This window comes from Pseudoxanthomonas sp. GW835-FHT14C01 (assembly GCF_058793715.1).
The window spans coordinates 400,746-416,941 of sequence record NZ_JBXAGB010000002.1; the positions used below are offsets into that span (position 1 = coordinate 400,746).

The following is a 16,196-nucleotide window of genomic DNA, read 5'->3' on the forward strand; positions in this document are numbered from 1 at the left end:
CTCAGCGATCCGGCGGCGAGGGCGTCGCAGGATCGACGCTGCCATCCAGCGTCCAGACCACGTCGCGGCCCTGCGGGTCGCGGCTCAGCACGAAGCGCGCGGAGGAACCCGGCGTGAGGGCAGCCGGCGATCGCGTCTCTTCGTCGTCATCGTCGTTGCCCTCGATGCGCGTGCGTTCGCCGGCATGTCCCGGGATCGGCACGATGAACAGCCCGCGCGCATCGATGCTGCGGCGCGCTTTCTTCGTGCCCAGGTCGCCCACGTCGGCGATGGCGCCATCGGTCTCGGCCAGAGGATTGCGGAAGTTGACCAGCAGGTCGGCGCGCGCCGGCGGATGCCCCGGCACGGCCAGGGTGCCGCCGCGCAGCACCAGGTCCGGCCAGACGTCGCCGTTCTCCGGCAGGTCGCGGTACAGCGCGGGCGACACGCCGGTGTGGTTGCCCGTCGCGATGCTGTCCAGCGCCGCCACCAAGCCCAGGAAATAGAGCTTGCGCAGGCGCTGCTTCTGCACGTCGCCCTCGATGCCGCCGGCTTCGATCAGTACGGTGCTGGCACCCCACTGCGTGGTCAGGTCGCCGAAGGCGCGCGGATCGAAGGTCTCGTCCCACCGCGCGATGTGGCCGGCGAGATAGGGCTCCAGTGCGGTGCGGATGACCCCGGCCACTTCGATGGCGCGCGTGCGCACGTCGTTGACGTCGGCGGCATGGTTGTAGGGCGGCGACAGCAGCGCGATCGCCGTGCCGCGATCCGAGTCGCCCGCGCGATAGCCCACCCGCTGGTCGTGCAGGTTGAAGCCGTAGGTCGGCTTTACCCGGTCGAACAGGGCTTTCAGCGTGCGCGCCTCGGGCGTGGCCAGCATGCGCGCGTCGCGGTTGAGGTCGATGCCCTGCGCGTTGCGGCGCTGGAAGCGCGCGGCGCCATCGGGATTGACGATCGGGAGGACGTGCAGCGTGGTGTTCGCGCGCAGTTCCTTCACCAGCGGATTGTCCGGGTGCTCGCCGAGGAAGCGGAACAGGTCCGCAAGCGCCATCGACGCCGTGCTTTCGTCGCCATGCATCTGCGACCACAACAGCACCGGCGTCTTGCCCGTGCCCCAGCGCACATGGCGCAGCGGACGGTCTTCCACGCTGCGGCCGATCTCGTCGACGTGGAAGCCGCGCTTCTTGTCCAGCAGTGGCGTGGCGACCGACCACCAGTGTTCGGCGCTGAACGTGCGGTCTTCCAGTCCGGAGGCGCGCAACCGCGCGTCGTAGAGCGCGTCGAGATCGGCCAGCCAGGCGGGCGGAGGTGGCACGGGCATCGACGCACGCGTGGAAGGGGCTTCGGACGCGTCGGTGTTCCGGGCGATGGTGGTGGGGATCATCATCGTCAGCAGCAGGCACAGGGCAAGGGCAGGGCGCATTGCAGCAGCAGGTGGAAAGCGGACGACCGCAGGGTCTCCGCATGCGCCGGTGATGTCAAACCCGCAGGCCGGTCCGACGCCCGTGGATCACGCCGATGTCGCAGGCGGCGTCACGCCGGTATAGCGCGCACGCGGACGGATCAACCGGCCCTGCGCCTGCTGTTCCAGCGCATGCGCCAGCCAGCCCGCGAGACGGCCGGCGGCGAACATCACCAGTGCCGGTGTCGCGGGCAGGCGGTTGAGGTGGCAGATCGCCGCGAGCATGAAGTCGATGTTCGGGCGCAGGCCGCTGATCTCTTCGGTCGCGGCGATCAACGTTTCCAGCGTAGCCATCTCGCGCGTGCCGGCATGGCGCAGACGGGCGCGCGCCAGCAATTCCGCACCGCGCGGATCGCCCTGCGGATACAGCGCATGGCCGAAGCCGGGCAGGTCGTCGCCGCGCTGCCAGCGTTGCGCGATGAACGCGCGCGGCGAGCGTGCTTCGCCGGCGTCGCCGATCAGCGCGTAGGCGCGGGCGGTGGCGCCGCCATGGCGCGGACCGGACAACGCCGCCAGGCCGCTGCAGACGGTCGCATGCAGGTGCGCGCCGGTGGAGGCGACCACGCGCGCGGCGAAGGCGGACACGTTGAGTTCGTGGTCCGCGCAGACCACCAGCGCGGCACGCACGAGGTCGGCGAAGCCGTCGTCATCGGGATGCCAGGCCTGCGCGAGCACGCGGTGCACCGGCGCGTCGGACGGCGGTCGGGCGACGAGCAGCGCCGCGTTGTGGCGCAGCAGCCCGGCAGCGATCTCATGGCGTACGCGCGGCGCGGAGCTGAAGGAGTGGCGCACGTCCAGCGCGAGCAGCGGGATGGCCGCCATGGCGCGTTCCAGCGGCGGCAGCGAGGCATCGGAGGCGAGCGGGGCGACCACGGCGGGCCATTGCACCAGCGAAGGAGCGGCGAACGGGTCGTCCTCGCCGCCGTCCCACAGCTGCCGGGCGACGTCTTCCAGTGTGGCGCCTTCCTGCACCATCGCGATCGCCGAGCGGCCGCGGTAATACGGACCGTCGGGCCGGATCAGCGAGATCCGCGTTTCCAGCACCGGCAGGCCGCGATCGAGGCTCTGTGCGGCGCCACGCGCGGCACCGCGCCCGACCTGCTTGCGCTGCGCCAACCGCTCCACGTCCTGCAGCAGGTACAGGCGGCTGCGGTGGTCCTTGCCGGGACGCGACTCCAGCAGGCCGCGGCTGACGTAGGCGTACAGCGTGGCCTGGCTGATGCCGAGCAGGCGGCAGGTCTCGCGGGCGGTCAGCAGGTCGGTGGCGGAGGCCATGCGGAAATATTGATTGATTCGATCAAGATTGATCAACCCTGCGGATGGTGCCAGATTTGCCGCCCGAGGAGGGGCGTACCCTTCACGTTCCTCCGGTCCGGCCCGATCGCCGTGATCGCCGGCTTCGAACACGAGGAGTTCCCGCCGCATGAGCATTCCCTCCGCTGGCAGCCGTTTCCGTGCCGCGCTCGCCGCCGAATCGCCGCTGCAGGTGATCGGCGCGATCAACGCCAACCATGCCCTGCTGGCCAGGCGTGCCGGCTACAAGGCCATCTACCTGTCCGGCGGCGGCGTCGCCGCCGGCTCGCTGGGTCTGCCCGACCTGGGCATCAATACGCTGGAAGACGTGCTGATCGATGTCCGCCGCATCACCGATGTCTGCGACCTGCCGTTGCTGGTCGACATCGACACCGGCTTCGGTCCCAGCGCGTTCAACATCGAGCGCACGGTGAAGTCGCTGATCAAGGCCGGCGCCGCCGCCTGCCACATCGAAGACCAGGTCGGCGCCAAGCGCTGCGGTCATCGTCCGGGCAAGGAAATCGTGTCGCAGGGCGAGATGGTCGACCGCGTCAAGGCCGCCGCCGATGCGAAGACGGATCCGGACTTCTTCCTGATCGCACGCACCGACGCCATCCAGGTGGAAGGCGTGGACGCCGCCATCGAGCGCGCCATCGCCTGCGTCGAGGCCGGCGCCGACGGCATCTTCGCCGAGGCCGCCTACGATCTGCCCACCTACCAGCGCTTCGTCGAGGCGGTGAAGGTGCCGGTGCTGGCCAACATCACCGAGTTCGGCAAGACGCCGCTGTTCACCCGCGACGAACTCGCCTCGGTCGGCGTGGCGATCCAGCTGTATCCGCTGTCGGCGTTCCGCGCGATGAACAAGGCCGCCGAGACCGTCTACGAGGCGATCCGCCGCGACGGCCACCAGAAGAACGTCGTGGACACGATGCAGACGCGCGAAGAGCTGTACGACCGCATCGGTTACCACGCCTTCGAGCAGAAGCTCGATGCCCTGTTTTCCGCAAAGAAGTAAGTAGGGAGTCCACCATGAGCGAAACCACGCCTGTCCCCGGCTTCAAGCCGAAGAAATCCGTCGCCCTGTCGGGCACCGCCGCCGGCAACACCGCGCTGTGCACCGTCGGCCGCACAGGCAACGACCTGCACTACCGCGGCTACGACATCCTCGACCTGGCCACGACCAGCGAGTTCGAGGAAGTCGCCTATCTGCTGGTGCACGGCAAGCTGCCCAACCGCGCCGAACTCGCCGGCTACAAGGCCAAGCTGAAGTCGCTGCGCGGCATCCCGGCCGCGGTGAAGGCCGCGCTGGAGGAACTGCCGCCGTCGGCGCACCCGATGGACGTGATGCGCACCGGTGTCTCCGTGCTGGGCTGCGTGTCGCCGGAGAAGGACGACCACAACCATCCCGGCGCGCGCGACATCGCCGACAAGCTGATGGCGTCGCTCGGTTCGATGCTGCTGTACTGGTACCACTGGAGCCACAACGGCCGCGCCATCGACGTGGAGACCGACGACGACTCCATCGGCGGCCACTTCCTGCACCTGTTGCACGGCGAGAAGCCGAAGGACAGCTGGGTGCGCGCGATGCACACTTCGCTGATCCTGTACGCCGAGCACGAGTTCAATGCCTCGACGTTCACCTGCCGCGTCATCGCCGGCACCGGCAGCGACATGCATTCGGCCATCGCCGGCGGCATCGGTGCGCTGCGCGGGCCGAAGCACGGCGGCGCCAACGAAGTCGCGTTCGAAGTGCAGAAGCGCTACGAGACGCCGGACGAGGCGGAAGCCGACATCAAGGCGCGCGTGGAGCGCAAGGAAGTGGTGATCGGCTTCGGCCATCCGGTCTACACCGTCGGCGATCCGCGCAACGACGTGATCAAGAACGTGGCGAAGGAACTGTCGGCCGAGCAGTCCAACATGAAGATGTACGACATCGCCGAGCGCCTGGAATCGGTGATGTGGGACATCAAGAAGATGTTCCCGAACCTCGACTGGTTCAGTGCGGTCAGCTACCACATGATGGGCGTGCCGACGGCGATGTTCACCCCGCTGTTCGTGATCGCCCGCACCAGCGGCTGGAGCGCGCACGTCATCGAACAGCGCATCGACGGCAAGATCATCCGCCCGAGCGCCAATTACACCGGGCCCGAAGATCTGGCCTTCGTGCCGATCGACCAGCGCTGAGTTCTGTCGGGCAGGGACCCGCGGGGCCGCTTCGACGAAGGTCGGGCGGCCCCGTGTCGTTTGTGTGACCCGCGTGGCAGCCCGGAACGCCTCCGGCGCGGTACTACTGGCGGACGCTGGGGGTGCGTCGCGACCGTCGGGAGGGGCCCGCCGTGCGACGCGGGGGAATGCCATGCAGACGATGTGGTGCAAGACCGAGGCCGGACGCAACGAGATCCAGCAGCGCACGCGCAAGCTGCCGGCGGTGCTGCGTTCGATCCTGTTGCTGGTGGACGGCCAGCGCAACGACGACGAGCTGCGGACGATGATGAGCGGGCTGCATGCGCCCGAGGATGCGTTGCAGCAGTTGGCGGCCGAGGGCCTGATCGAACGGCGCTCGGGCGCGGCCTGGGTCCTGGCCACCGTGTCGGCGCCGAAGGCGGGCGACACGATGCAGGCTGCCACCAAGACGCCCGCCGACCGCTACAACCTGCTGTATGCGCGCATCACCGACGACATCCGTTCGTACATCGGCTTGAAGGGTTACTTCCTGCAACTGAAGGTCGAGCGTTGCGCCGACGCGGACGAACTGGTGGCGTTGCTGCCCGATGTGGCGACCGCGCTGACGAAGGCGCGCGACCACACCTTCGCCACGCGTTGGCTGGAGGACGTGCGCGCGTCGGTCGTCTGACGCGCGCTGCCGCCTCCACGATCAGGTCAGGCCTTCGGCCTTCAAGGCGGCCTGCACGCCGGCATCGGCGTCCATGCGCTGCTTGAACGCGGCGATGTTCGGCAGGCCCCCGAGATCCACGTTCGTACGCTCGGCCCAGCGCAGCGTGATGTAGAAGTAGGGGTCGGCGAAGCTGCGGAAGCCGGCCAGCCAGTCGCGACCTTCCAGCTGTTTCTCCGCGCTTTCATACAGGCCGCGCAGGCGCTTGCGGGCAGCGTCCCTGATGGCGTCCGCCTGGGTTTCGTCAGCCAGGAAGCGAGTGGGCCCGAACAGCGGATGGAACGCGGGATGCACGTCGGAGTTGACGAAGGCCAGCCACTTCGCCGCCAGCGCGCGCTGCTGCGGCGAGCCGTCGCCGGCGAGATGCGCTTGCGGATAGGTGTCGGCGATGTAGCCCATGATCGCGGCGTTCTGCGTCAGTACGAAATCGCCGTCGACGATCGCCGGCACCGCACCGGTCGGATTGATCGCCAGGTAGGCCGGTTCCTTCATCTCCGCCGCCGTCATCACCTGCACGTCGAACGGTTGGCCGGTCCACTGCAGCGCGATGTGGTCGGCGGTCGAGCAGGCGCCGGGCTTGGTGTAGAGCTTCATGCGATGTCCCCGAGAACAAGAAAGGCCCGCGATTATCGCGGGCCTGGAATGTTTCCGGCGTGATGCGCGGCGCAACGGATCGTCTTGCGCATCAACAGCGGGCATCGCGGCAGTCTCACCCTCAGCCCTTGCCCTCTCATGGTGGGAGAGGGGAGTAGGTGCCATGCGGGTTCGGCTTCGGTGAACGGAAGGCCTGGTCCTGCGTCACGCGTTCTGACGCTTTTGTTCTCAGGAGCGGGGCTTGAGTTTCTGCACGCGCAGGAAGGTGTGATCGCCGATGGTGGCCACGTGGTACGCGTTGCGCCAGCTCGGGCTGGCGATCTGGTGCGCCATGAAGTGGCTGGCGCCCGGCACGATCTCCTTGCGCTGGCCGGGCGGCAGGGCCCAGTTGCGCTCGGCGTTGAGGGCGACGGTGACCGACTTGGCCCAGGCGTCCGGGTTCTTCAGGCGGGTGTTCGGGCCGACGATGGTCGGGGCGAACTGCTTGCGGGCGGTGACCACGGAGCAGACGGAGTCGCCCCACAGGCCGCTGTCGCGGCGACGCAGGGCTACCTCGGCGACGGCCTGCTGGCCGCGGAGGGTCTGATCGCGGGCTTCCAGATAAACGGTGGTGCTGAGGCAAAGCGAATCGGCGGCCGGCTGCGGCAACATCTGCGACAGCCATAGGATCCAGGCCAGTTTCATGGGAACTCCTTGCTCCGTCTTTCCCGCACCCCTGCCTCTCCCGTCACGAGGGGAGCGGCAAACCTGGGACATGCGGCAGGGCGTCATGGGGAGGCAGCCTTCACACGGGCTGCCCGGGGACCGGCAAGGCCGGATCAGAAGGATCCGGGCACCGGGCTCAGCCCGCCTGAACTGGGCGGCGGGCCGGAAAGTCGGCGCAAGGTAGGGGGGGCAGTCCCAACTCGGCCTGAACGGACCGGCTTGACGCGGGGGCACCCGTCTGGCTGGAAACTGTGAGGCACGTCGCAGGCACAGGCCCAAAAGGCGGCCGGAGAAGCCATCGTAGAGCGGAGCTTGCTCCGCTGCTCTTGATCCGCATCCGGATGCTTCCGGGCGGTGCGGCGTCGAGCAAGCTCGACGCTACAGCCCGGCCGCCAACCGGCTGCCCTGGTCGATCGCCCGCTTGGCGTCCAGTTCCGCCGCCACGTCGGCGCCGCCGATCAGGTACGGCGTCCTGCCCCGCGCGACCAAGTCGGCCTGCAGGTCGCGGCGCGGTTCCTGGCCGGCGCAGACCACGACGTGGTCGACCGGGAGCAGGTGTTCGGCGCCGTCTACCCTGATACGCAGGCCGGTGTCGTCCACGCCCAGGTACTCCACGCCGCCCAGCATCTTCACCTGCTTGGCCTTCAGCGTGGCGCGGTGCACCCAGCCACTGGTCTTGCCTAGCCGGGCGCCCGGCTTGCCGGCACTGCGCTGAAGCAGCCAGACCTCGCGCGCCGGCGATTCCGGCTGCGGCTTCACCAGGCTGCCGCGCGCTTCGAAGGTCGGGTCCACGCCCCATTCGGCCATCCAGCGCTTCGGGTCCAGCGACGGCGAATGGCCTTCGTGGGTCAGGTATTCAGCCACATCGAAGCCGATGCCGCCGGCCCCGATCAGCGCCGCGCGGGCGCCTACCGTTACCCGGCCCGACAGCACGTCGACATAGCTGACGACCTTGGCGTGCTCCGCGCCCGGGAATGCGACTTTGCGCGGCGTGATGCCGGTGGCGAGCACGACCTCGTCGAAGCCGGTGAGGTCCGCGGCGGTCACCGGCGTGGACAGCTTCACGTCGACGCGCGTCTCTTCCAGCCGGTGGCGGAAGTAGCGCAGCGTCTCGTGGAATTCTTCCTTGCCCGGGATCCGCTTGGCGTAGTTGAACTGGCCGCCGATCTCGCCGGCCGCGTCGAACAGCGTCACCCGGTGGCCGCGCTCGGCGGCGACGGTGGCGCAGGCCAGGCCGGCCGGGCCGGCGCCGACGACCGCAACCGTCTTCGGTGTGAACGTCTTCTTGTAGGTGAGGTCGGTCTCGTGACAGGCGCGCGGATTGACCAGGCAGCTGGCGAGCTTGTTCTCAAACACATGGTCCAGGCAGGCCTGGTTGCAGGCGATGCAGGTGTTGATCGCCTGCGGCGTGCCGGCACGGGCCTTGGCCGCCCACTGCGGATCGGCCAGCAGCGGACGTGCCAGCGACACCATGTCGGCCTTGCCGGCGGCGAGGATGCCCTCGGCCACGTCCGGCATGTTGATGCGGTTGGTCGCCACCAGCGGCACGCGCACGTGCGGCTTGAGCTTGGCGGTGACATCGACGAAGGCCGCACGCGGCACCGAGGTGACGATGGTCGGCACCCGCGCCTCGTGCCAGCCGATGCCGGAATTGATGATCGTCGCGCCGGCCGCTTCCACGGCCTTGGCCTGCTGGACGATCTCCTCCCACTGGTTGCCGTCTTCGACCAGGTCCAGCAGCGACAGGCGGTAGATGAGGATGAAGTCCGGACCGACCGCCTCGCGCACGCGGCGGACGATCTCCACCGCGAAGCGCATCCGCTTCTCCGGCGTGCCGCCCCAGGCGTCGTTGCGTTTGTTGGTGCGCGGGGCCGTGAACTCGTTGATGAAGTACCCCTCCGAACCCATGATCTCGACGCCGTCGTAACCGGCGTCGCGGGCCAGCTTCGCCGCGTTGGCGTAGGCGTTGATCTGGCGCTCGATGCCGCGGGCCGACAGCGCGCGCGGGGTGAAGGGATTGATCGGCGCCTTCAGCTTCGACGGCGCCACCGTCAGCGGGTGGTAGCCATAGCGGCCGGCATGCAGCAATTGGGCGCAGATCTTCGCGCCGTGCTCGTGGACCGCTTTCGTCACGAACTTGTGCGGGCGCGCTTCCCATGGCCACGACAGCTTGCCGCCGAACGGCTTCAGCCAGCCCACCAGGTTCGGCGAGAAGCCACCGGTGACGATCAGCCCCACGCCACCGGCCGCGCGCTCGGCGAAGTACGCCGCCAACTGCGGGAAATCCTTCGCCCGGTCTTCCAGGCCCGTATGCATCGAACCCATCAGCACGCGGTTGCGCACCGTGGTGAAGCCCAGGTCCAGCGGGGCGAACAGGTGCGGGTAAGGCGAGGGGTCGGTGGCGGCGGCGGTCGACGTCATGCGGGCAGTGGATACGCGTGCGTATGGGTGGGCGCACGATGCCGCGAATCCCGGGGGCACGCAAGCGCGGTGGTGGCCTGAGCGGGGATATCAGCGTGAGAACCGCGCATCGCTCACCCCGGCGCCTGCTGCCGTTCGATGCGTGCGGTTTCCTCGGCCAGCAACTCCGGGTGCAGGTCGAACTGGTCCGACAGCAGCAGCGCGCGCGCGGCGGCCTGCACCTCGATGCGTTCGGCCTGCAGCAGGTCGCCGTCGCGGAACAGCTCGATGTAGCTGTCCAGCACGCCGCTGAGCGTGCCTTGCGCGGTGTCGGGCGCGGCCAGCACCAGCTGCAGGCCGAGCGAGCGCAGGTAGTTGGTGGTGGCGCGCGCGTTCTGCGCGTCGATCTTGTCGCCGAACTCGTCCAGCAGGATCAGGCCCATGCCGCCCGGGTGCGCCTCGTTCTTGCCGTAGGCCGCCGCGAGCGCCGCGCCGGCGATCACGTACAGCGGCGCGCGGTGTTCGCCACCGGAGCCCGAGCGCATGCGTTCGCTGAGCGTGCCGATCACGGTGTCGTCCTGCCTGATCTGCACCTCGAAGCGGAAGAAGCGCCGGTAGTCGTCCAGCGGCGAGGTGGCGGTGCGGGCGGCTGCGCCGTCTTCGATCAGTTCGCGGAAGGCCGCAGGCACCTCGCCGGCGGTGCCGAACAGGGTGTCCTCGCCGCCGATATCCACTGCGCGCCGGATGAACCGCTCCAGGTCGCGGAACTCTGGCACCACGTCGTAATGGAACTGGTAGCGCTCGTTGTTGGAGAACGGCGGGCTGCTGCGCAGGGTGCGGTTGAGCGTGGCGATCTGCTGGCGCAGGCGGATGAAGTTGTCATTGAGCGCGGCGGCCACGCTGGCGCGGAAGGTCTCCACCGCGGTGTCGTACGCCTGGCGGGCTTCGCCTTCGTAACGCACCAGGTCGGTATCGCGCAGCTGGGTCAGTTCGCAGCGCAGCAGCGTCAACGCCGGCCGCCAGGCGCTGGCGTCGAAATCCACGCCCAGGCCATGGTCGCGTGCGTACTGGGCCAATGCGCTCCACGCCTCGGGCAGCAGCTTGGCGAGTTGCCTGTCGCTCTCGTCGGCACGACGCTCGCAGGTCCTGCCGCGCTCCTCCAGCGATTCGACCTTGTCGTCGAGTTCATCGCGATGCCGCTCGATCAGGTTGGGATCGACATCCGGATCCTTGAAGGCCTCCACCGCGCGGCGGGCGACCAGTTCCTCCTGCTGGCGCAGGCCTTCGAGCAGGCGGCGGCTGCGCTCCAGGTCGGTGACCGCGACCGCCTCCTGTCCGACCAGCGCATCGGTGCGCCGCTCGCACTCGCCGAGTTGTGCGGCCAGGTCGCGCACGGCCTCGGACAGGCGGAGCAGGTCCGGGTCCAGCGCGGCAAGGCGACTTTCCTGCGCGGTGCGGTAGCGCCCCGCCAGTTGGCGGTGCTCGAGCGCGCGTTCGTGCAGTGCCTGGGCCACCGCGTCGGCGTCGGCCAGCCGCGCGAGTCCGCGCTGGCAGTCGTCGGCGCGGCGCAGGTGCGGCTCGATCCCGCGCACGTCGCGCTCGGCCTTTTCGATTTCCTCGTGCAGCACGCGCAGGCGGGCGCGGTTGTCCGACGCTCCGATACGCAGATCGCCCGCGGCGGGCAGGCGAAGGCGCTCGATGCTGCCGCCGCGTGCGAGCAGTCCGTCGCGCGTCAGGCCCTGGCGGCTGCGCACCAGGTCGGCTTCGGTCTCCACGCAGCGCAGTTCGCCGAGTTGCCGGCGCAAGTACGCCAGTGCGTCGGCGTTCACGCCGTCCAGCAGCGCGGCGACGCTGCTGGCCGCGGCGTCCTTGCCGCGCGCATCGCGCGTCTGGCTGGACAGCGCCAGTTTCACCCCGTAGACCGAGCGCCCGCCCGACAGGCTGCGATACAGCTTGACCGCGCGCTCTTCGTCCTCGCCGGGGATCAGCAGCGCTTCGACGTTGCTGCGCAGGTAGGCTTCGATGGCCGGCTGCCACGCGGTATCGGCCACGCGCACCAGGTCGCAGACCGGGCGCGCATCGATGCCGGCCTCGCGCAGGTAGCTCATCAGCCGCACCGTGTCGGCGTGCAGTTCCGCCTGGCCGGCGGCCAGGCGTTTCTGGTTCTGGCGCGCGGTCTCCAGTGCGTCGCGGGCCTTGTCGTGCGCGGCATGCAGCTGGCGGGCGTGCTGATCGACCTGCTCGCGCAATGGCGCGGCCGCGCGCAGGGCCTGGCGCGCACGCGCGAACAGGTCTTCCGGCGCCCACGGCAGGGCGTCCCCGTCCGCCAGTGCCGACAGCGTTGCGTACCATTCGTCCCAGTCGGCACGTGCGGACTGCACGGTGCCGGCGTCGACGCCCGCCAGCGCGAGCGCATCGAGCTGGCGGAACTGTTCGCGCACGAAGCCGATCTCGCGCAGCAGTTCCTTGTTCAACTGGCCCAGGCGCGCGCGGTCGCGGCCGGCCAGTTCGTCCAGTTGCGCCTGCTCGCCGTAGCCGGCGCTGCCCTGCAGGCGGGCCTGGGCACGTGCCTGCTCGTCGCGCAGGGTGTCGCGCTCGGCACGCGCATCGACGAGGCGACGCCGCGTATCGGCCAGGGCATCTTCCGCAGTGGTCACGGCGCCTTCGGCCTGTTCCAACTGCTCGCCGTACAGGTCGCGCGCATACTCCGCCGCCAGCGCGCGGTAGGACGCCGCGCGCACCGCCTGCGAGGCGATGCGGTCGTACTGGCGTTCGACGCCTTCGGCGGCGTCGATGCGCTGGCGCACCTGTTCGATGCGGTCGCGGATCTGGCGGAAGCTTTCCAGCAGCGCGCGGAAGCGGGCGATGTCGGTGGGCCGGTCCTCGGCGACCAGCGTGCGCACGAACAGGTCCACGTCTTCCACGCGCTGCAGGTTGAGGGCGTTGAGGAAGGCCTTGCGATACGCGTTGATATCGGGATTGGCGGTCGGCGAGGCGCGCAGCCGCAGCAGCAGGTCCTTGACGAAGCGCTCGGCCACCGTGTGCAACTCGGGCGTACCGCCGGCCGCCTTGCAGCGGCGCAGGGCCATCTCGCGGAAGGTCGGCCAGGCCAGCGGCAGTTCCTTGCCCTTGAGCTGCTCCACATGGTCCGCCAGCTCCAGCGCCACGCCCGGCAGCAGGTAAAGCCCGTGCAGGCGGTGGTCGGGCTCGTCCACCGATGCGCCCAGCGCGATGCCGGCGGTCAGGGCTTCGCCGGTGTCGGTGTCGCGGAACACCAGCGAGATGTACGTGGTGGCGGTGCGCCGCTTGCGCCCGTCGTCGCCGCTGCGGAACACGCCCAGGCAGTAGTCGCGGATGGTGCGCGCGCGATGGCTGCCGCCGGCCTGCGCGTTGAAGCGGATGCGGCTGCGGTCGCCGCCCAGCAGCACGATCTGCAGCGCATCCAGCAAGGCGCTCTTGCCCGCGCCGTTGGGCGCGATGATGGCGGTGGTGGCATCCAGTTCCAGGGTCTGCGCCTCGAACAGGAAGAACTGCACCAGGTGCACGCGCTCAAGCTGCTGCATCGCCATCCTCCATGACGTCATCGCCTTCCGCGGCCTCGCCATCGTCGTCGCGGTTGTGCTGGTCCAGCCGTTGCAGCCACTGCTCGCCGACGATGTCGACGATGGCCGGCCGCACCTGCAGGTGAAACGGTTGCGCATCGTCCGGCTCCGATTCCACCAGTCGGCACGTGCCCCAGCGCTTCAGCGTGCGCGCCAGTTCGCGCAGCGTGCCGACATCGGGCATGGGGCGCCCGGCGAGGGCCTGGTAGGCCTCCTGCAGATCGGGCAGCTCGACGGTGACGACGCCTTCGTCTTCCACCATGCCCTGCCGCATCGCCTCGTCGTAGCGCTGCCGCAGCACCAGCAGCAACAGGGTTTCGGCCAGCGTCACCGGCACGCCCTCGGCGTGTGCGGGCAGTGCCACCACGTAGCGGTAGTGCGCGTTGCGCTCCAGGCGGATGCCCAGCGGCGCCAGCGCGGCGACGAAGTCGTCGTAGTGGTCCTCCACCAGGTGATAGGCCAGCCGCGTGCTGCGGTCGCTGGCGTACAGCACCTGTTCCACGACCAGCCGGTAGGCGGTGCGTTCGAAGTCCTGCACGGCGTAGATGCCGTTGGAGAGTTGGCTGAGCGTGGTCCAGCTGCGTTTCATGCGGTTTTCCGTGAGGGCTGGCCGACGCGGCGCACGACGAAGCGGGGCGCGCGCAGGTAGCCGTTGTCGTCGCGCCCGCCCGCATCGACCAGGTCGACGCGGTAGCCGCGCAGCAGCCGGCCCAGCGGGTCTTCGCGCCGCAGGCCGCCGATGCGATGGCTGCGCAGCGCGAGCGTGAGCAGGGTCTGGTAGGCGCGCAGGTCTTCGATGCTGGCGATGGAGAACGCCTCCGACGCGACCTGGTCGCGGGCGTCCAGGTGCGTGCCGACGTAGCGCGCCATGTCGTCGGCGTTGACCAGCCGGGCGCGCTTCATCCGCCGCAGCAGGCTGAGCCGCGCCAGTTGCTCGGGCGTGGGCGGCTGGGTCGCGTTGGCGCTGCGCGGGATCGGTTGCGGTTTCTGCCGCGGCGCACGCAGGCGGCCCGCCTCCATCAGCGCGCCGGGCGCCACCGGCAGCCGCAGTGCGTCTTCCGGCGCGTGCTGGACGCCGCAGCAGGCACGGCGCAGCAGGATGTCCAGCTTGTCGGGCGCGCGCAGACGGTAATCGAGGAACGCCAGCGCACGCCGGTTGGCCTGGCGGATGTCGTCGTCCAGCCGGCCCAGGTATTCGTCGATGCGCTCCAGTTCGCGCAGCCGGCGCAGGCTGCGCGCGAACCGCTGGTCGCCGCGCGTTTCATCGCCACCGCCGACATGTTCGCAATACCACGCCCGCAGCGCCGTGCGCCGCTCGCCGGTCTCGATCTGCTGCGCCACCGACAGGATCGCGCTGCGCCGCGCCAGCGGGTGGTCGCCCGTGTGCAACTCGGCGTAGTCGCCGATGAAGAACTCGCTGACGTAGCGTTCGAACCACTGCCGCGCGAACTGCGCGGTGGATTCGGCCTTGCTCAGCTCCGGCATCAGGTCGCGGACCTGCAGGCTCATCGACGACAGCGACACCAGCAGTCGCCGCGCCTGGTCGGCGGCTTCGTCCAGCGCGTCGCCGGAGGCCTTGCCGTCGGCCACCTGCTGCAACTGGTGTTCGATCGAGCGCATCTTCGCCGAGACGAAGGTGGGGCCATGCTCGGCGAACTCGACCAGCAGCGAGAGGAACTGGTGCACGACCGGCGGCATGGTGACCATCTCGCGTGCGCCGACGCGCTCCTGCCGCAGCCATCCGGCACTGCGGAAGCGCTCGTAGAGGGTGTTGACGCGCACGGACAGCGGGGTGTCCGGCGTGTCGCCGTCCTCGTCTTCCCACGGGTCATCGGCCAGCAGGTACCGCTCCAGCGCCGCGGTGATCTCGCGGCGCTGGAAGCCCATGCTCGGCGGTACCGGCGCGTCGGGGCCGAAGAACTCGTCGAACAGCCGGCACAGGAGCAGCCAGTAGTGCTCGCGGTTGGGCGATGCCAAGGGACCGAACAGACCGCTGGGCAGCAACGGGAACAGGGCCGGTGCCTGCGTCATGGCCGCAAGGACCGCGGCGGGCGACCGGCATTGTGATGTGGCGGGCGCGGCGGCGCCGGGAAAAAGGGCATGGCGTGATCGGACGGACGGGCGGATCGCGCCGGGGCGCGCTGCGGCCAGCCACGATATCGCAAGTCGCGCGGACGCCGGTAGCCGTTCCCCCGCAGGCTCGCCGGCGCCCCCTGATCCGTCAGGTGCGGGCGGGTCCTACCAGCCGGCGAGCACCAGTTTGCCGATGGTGGTCCCGGTTTCCAGCCGGCGATGCGCTTCGCGCAGGTTCGCCGCGCTGATCGGCGATAGGGTCTCGGTCAACGTGCCGCGCAGCGCGCCGGCGTCGATCAGGTCGGCGACGCGATCCAGCAGCGCACCCTGTTCGCCCATGTCGGCGGTGCGGAACCGGGGGCGGGCGAACATCATTTCCCAATGGATGCCGATGCTCTTGGCCTTGTACGGATCGCCGATGCGCAGCTCGCCGCGCGGCTCGACGATCAGGCCGACATGCCCCAGCGGCGCGAGCAGGTCGCCCAGTTCGCTCCAGTAGCGGTCGGTGTCCGCCAGGTTCAGCGCGGCGTCGATCGTGTCGAAGCCCAAGGCCTTCAGTTGCGGACCCAGCGGCTCGCGGTGGTTGATGACGTGGTCGGCGCCCATCGCCTTGCACCAGTCGATCGTGTCCTGGCGCGATGCGGTGGCGATGACGGTGAAGCCGGCGCGCTTGGCCAGTTGGATCGCGATCGAGCCCACGCCGCCGGCGCCGGCGATCACCAGCAGCGACTTGCCGCTGCCGCCTTCATCCGCCGCGTACGGCATGCGGTCGAACAGCAGTTCCCAGGCGGTGATGGTGGTCAGCGGCAGCGCGGCCGCCTGGGCGAAGTCCAGCGACGCCGGCTTGCGGCCGGCGATGCGCTCGTCGACGAGCTGGAACTGCGCATTGCTGCCGGGGCGCGTGATGTCGCCCGCGTAGTAGACGGCATCGCCGGGCTTGAAGCGGGTCACCGCGTCGCCGACCGCTTCGACGATGCCGGCGGCGTCGTAGCCCAGCACCTTCGGCTGCGCTTCGACCTGCGGCTTGGGCGAACGCACCTTCGTGTCGACGGGGTTCACCGATACGGCCTCCACGCGCACCAGGAGGTCGTGGCCGGTGGCGATGGGTTTCTCGAGCTCGACGTCGACCAGCGATTGCGGGTCGTCGATGGGCAGGTAACGGGTCAGCGCGATGGCTTTCATGGGGAAGATCCAG

General features: G+C 69.6%; 12 protein-coding genes. 3 read left to right on the plus strand and 9 right to left on the minus strand.

From position 1 onward, the window contains the following. Window position 1: 1 nt before the first annotated feature. Together AC1Q5B_RS08525 and AC1Q5B_RS08530 are read right to left on the minus strand one after the other, a co-directional pair. A complete protein-coding gene (locus AC1Q5B_RS08525) occupies window positions 2–1,402 on the minus strand; it encodes a M14 family zinc carboxypeptidase (RefSeq protein ID WP_492631257.1) in 1,401 nt (466 codons plus the stop codon). Window positions 1,403–1,489: 87 nt separating this feature from the next. After that, window positions 1,490–2,716: a citrate synthase family protein gene (locus tag AC1Q5B_RS08530; RefSeq protein ID WP_492631258.1), complete on the minus strand. Its 1,227-nt coding sequence runs from the start codon at window positions 2,714–2,716 to the stop codon at window positions 1,490–1,492. Between the two features lie 148 nt (window positions 2,717–2,864). Here AC1Q5B_RS08530 and prpB point away from each other — a divergent pair, with 148 nt between their 5' ends. The 3 genes from prpB to AC1Q5B_RS08545 all read left to right on the plus strand — a co-directional run bounded on the left by prpB (window position 2,865) and on the right by AC1Q5B_RS08545 (window position 5,588). Then, complete coding sequence (prpB, locus tag AC1Q5B_RS08535) at window positions 2,865–3,749, plus strand: methylisocitrate lyase (protein WP_492631259.1); 885 nt, start codon at window positions 2,865–2,867, stop codon at window positions 3,747–3,749. Between the two features lie 14 nt (window positions 3,750–3,763). Then, window positions 3,764–4,918: a bifunctional 2-methylcitrate synthase/citrate synthase gene (gene prpC / locus AC1Q5B_RS08540; protein WP_492631260.1), complete on the plus strand. Its 1,155-nt coding sequence runs from the start codon at window positions 3,764–3,766 to the stop codon at window positions 4,916–4,918. A gap of 172 nt (window positions 4,919–5,090) precedes the next feature. Beyond that, a complete protein-coding gene (locus AC1Q5B_RS08545) occupies window positions 5,091–5,588 on the plus strand; it encodes a hypothetical protein (protein ID WP_492631261.1) in 498 nt (165 codons plus the stop codon). 21 nt (window positions 5,589–5,609) lie between these two features. Here AC1Q5B_RS08545 and AC1Q5B_RS08550 read toward each other — a convergent pair whose 3' ends face one another. The 7 genes from AC1Q5B_RS08550 to AC1Q5B_RS08580 form a co-directional block, all read right to left on the minus strand. Next, window positions 5,610–6,221: a glutathione S-transferase family protein gene (locus AC1Q5B_RS08550; RefSeq protein WP_492631262.1), complete on the minus strand. Its 612-nt coding sequence runs from the start codon at window positions 6,219–6,221 to the stop codon at window positions 5,610–5,612. Between the two features lie 228 nt (window positions 6,222–6,449). Beyond that, entirely contained in the window at window positions 6,450–6,905 is a 456-nt protein-coding gene (locus tag AC1Q5B_RS08555; RefSeq protein WP_062352321.1) for a cell wall hydrolase, read from the minus strand. Between the two features lie 399 nt (window positions 6,906–7,304). Beyond that, window positions 7,305–9,347 carry an oxidoreductase gene (locus tag AC1Q5B_RS08560; protein ID WP_492631263.1) on the minus strand — a complete coding sequence of 681 codons (2,043 nt, stop codon included), beginning with the start codon at window positions 9,345–9,347 and terminating at the stop codon, window positions 7,305–7,307. Window positions 9,348–9,460: 113 nt separating this feature from the next. Continuing rightward, window positions 9,461–12,889, minus strand: coding sequence for an SbcC/MukB-like Walker B domain-containing protein (locus AC1Q5B_RS08565; protein ID WP_492631264.1), 3,429 nt, complete (start codon window positions 12,887–12,889; stop codon window positions 9,461–9,463). After that, entirely contained in the window at window positions 12,876–13,517 is a 642-nt protein-coding gene (locus tag AC1Q5B_RS08570; protein ID WP_492631265.1) for a DUF4194 domain-containing protein, read from the minus strand. The genes AC1Q5B_RS08565 and AC1Q5B_RS08570 overlap by 14 nt, the downstream gene beginning before the upstream one ends. After that, window positions 13,514–14,959: a Wadjet anti-phage system protein JetA family protein gene (locus AC1Q5B_RS08575; protein ID WP_492631266.1), complete on the minus strand. Its 1,446-nt coding sequence runs from the start codon at window positions 14,957–14,959 to the stop codon at window positions 13,514–13,516. The genes AC1Q5B_RS08570 and AC1Q5B_RS08575 overlap by 4 nt, the downstream gene beginning before the upstream one ends. Before the next feature lie 207 nt (window positions 14,960–15,166). Then, the gene (locus tag AC1Q5B_RS08580) at window positions 15,167–16,183 is read right to left on the minus strand and encodes a zinc-binding alcohol dehydrogenase family protein (protein ID WP_492631267.1); all 1,017 of its coding nucleotides are present in this window, start codon (window positions 16,181–16,183) and stop codon (window positions 15,167–15,169) included. Window positions 16,184–16,196 lie beyond the last annotated feature (13 nt).

Coding starts and splice junctions, on each gene's coding strand:
- prpC (WP_492631260.1), top strand. CDS start 3,764: ATGAGCGAAACCACGCCTGTCCCCGGCTTCAAGCCGAAGAAATCCGTC.
- AC1Q5B_RS08570 (WP_492631265.1), bottom strand. CDS start 13,517: ATGAAACGCAGCTGGACCACGCTCAGCCAACTCTCCAACGGCATCTAC.
- AC1Q5B_RS08530 (WP_492631258.1), bottom strand. CDS start 2,716: ATGGCCTCCGCCACCGACCTGCTGACCGCCCGCGAGACCTGCCGCCTG.
- AC1Q5B_RS08545 (WP_492631261.1), top strand. CDS start 5,091: ATGCAGACGATGTGGTGCAAGACCGAGGCCGGACGCAACGAGATCCAG.
- AC1Q5B_RS08525 (WP_492631257.1), bottom strand. CDS start 1,402: ATGCGCCCTGCCCTTGCCCTGTGCCTGCTGCTGACGATGATGATCCCC.
- AC1Q5B_RS08575 (WP_492631266.1), bottom strand. CDS start 14,959: ATGACGCAGGCACCGGCCCTGTTCCCGTTGCTGCCCAGCGGTCTGTTC.
- AC1Q5B_RS08560 (WP_492631263.1), bottom strand. CDS start 9,347: ATGACGTCGACCGCCGCCGCCACCGACCCCTCGCCTTACCCGCACCTG.
- prpB (WP_492631259.1), top strand. CDS start 2,865: ATGAGCATTCCCTCCGCTGGCAGCCGTTTCCGTGCCGCGCTCGCCGCC.
- AC1Q5B_RS08550 (WP_492631262.1), bottom strand. CDS start 6,221: ATGAAGCTCTACACCAAGCCCGGCGCCTGCTCGACCGCCGACCACATC.
- AC1Q5B_RS08555 (WP_062352321.1), bottom strand. CDS start 6,905: ATGAAACTGGCCTGGATCCTATGGCTGTCGCAGATGTTGCCGCAGCCG.
- AC1Q5B_RS08565 (WP_492631264.1), bottom strand. CDS start 12,889: ATGCAGCAGCTTGAGCGCGTGCACCTGGTGCAGTTCTTCCTGTTCGAG.
- AC1Q5B_RS08580 (WP_492631267.1), bottom strand. CDS start 16,183: ATGAAAGCCATCGCGCTGACCCGTTACCTGCCCATCGACGACCCGCAA.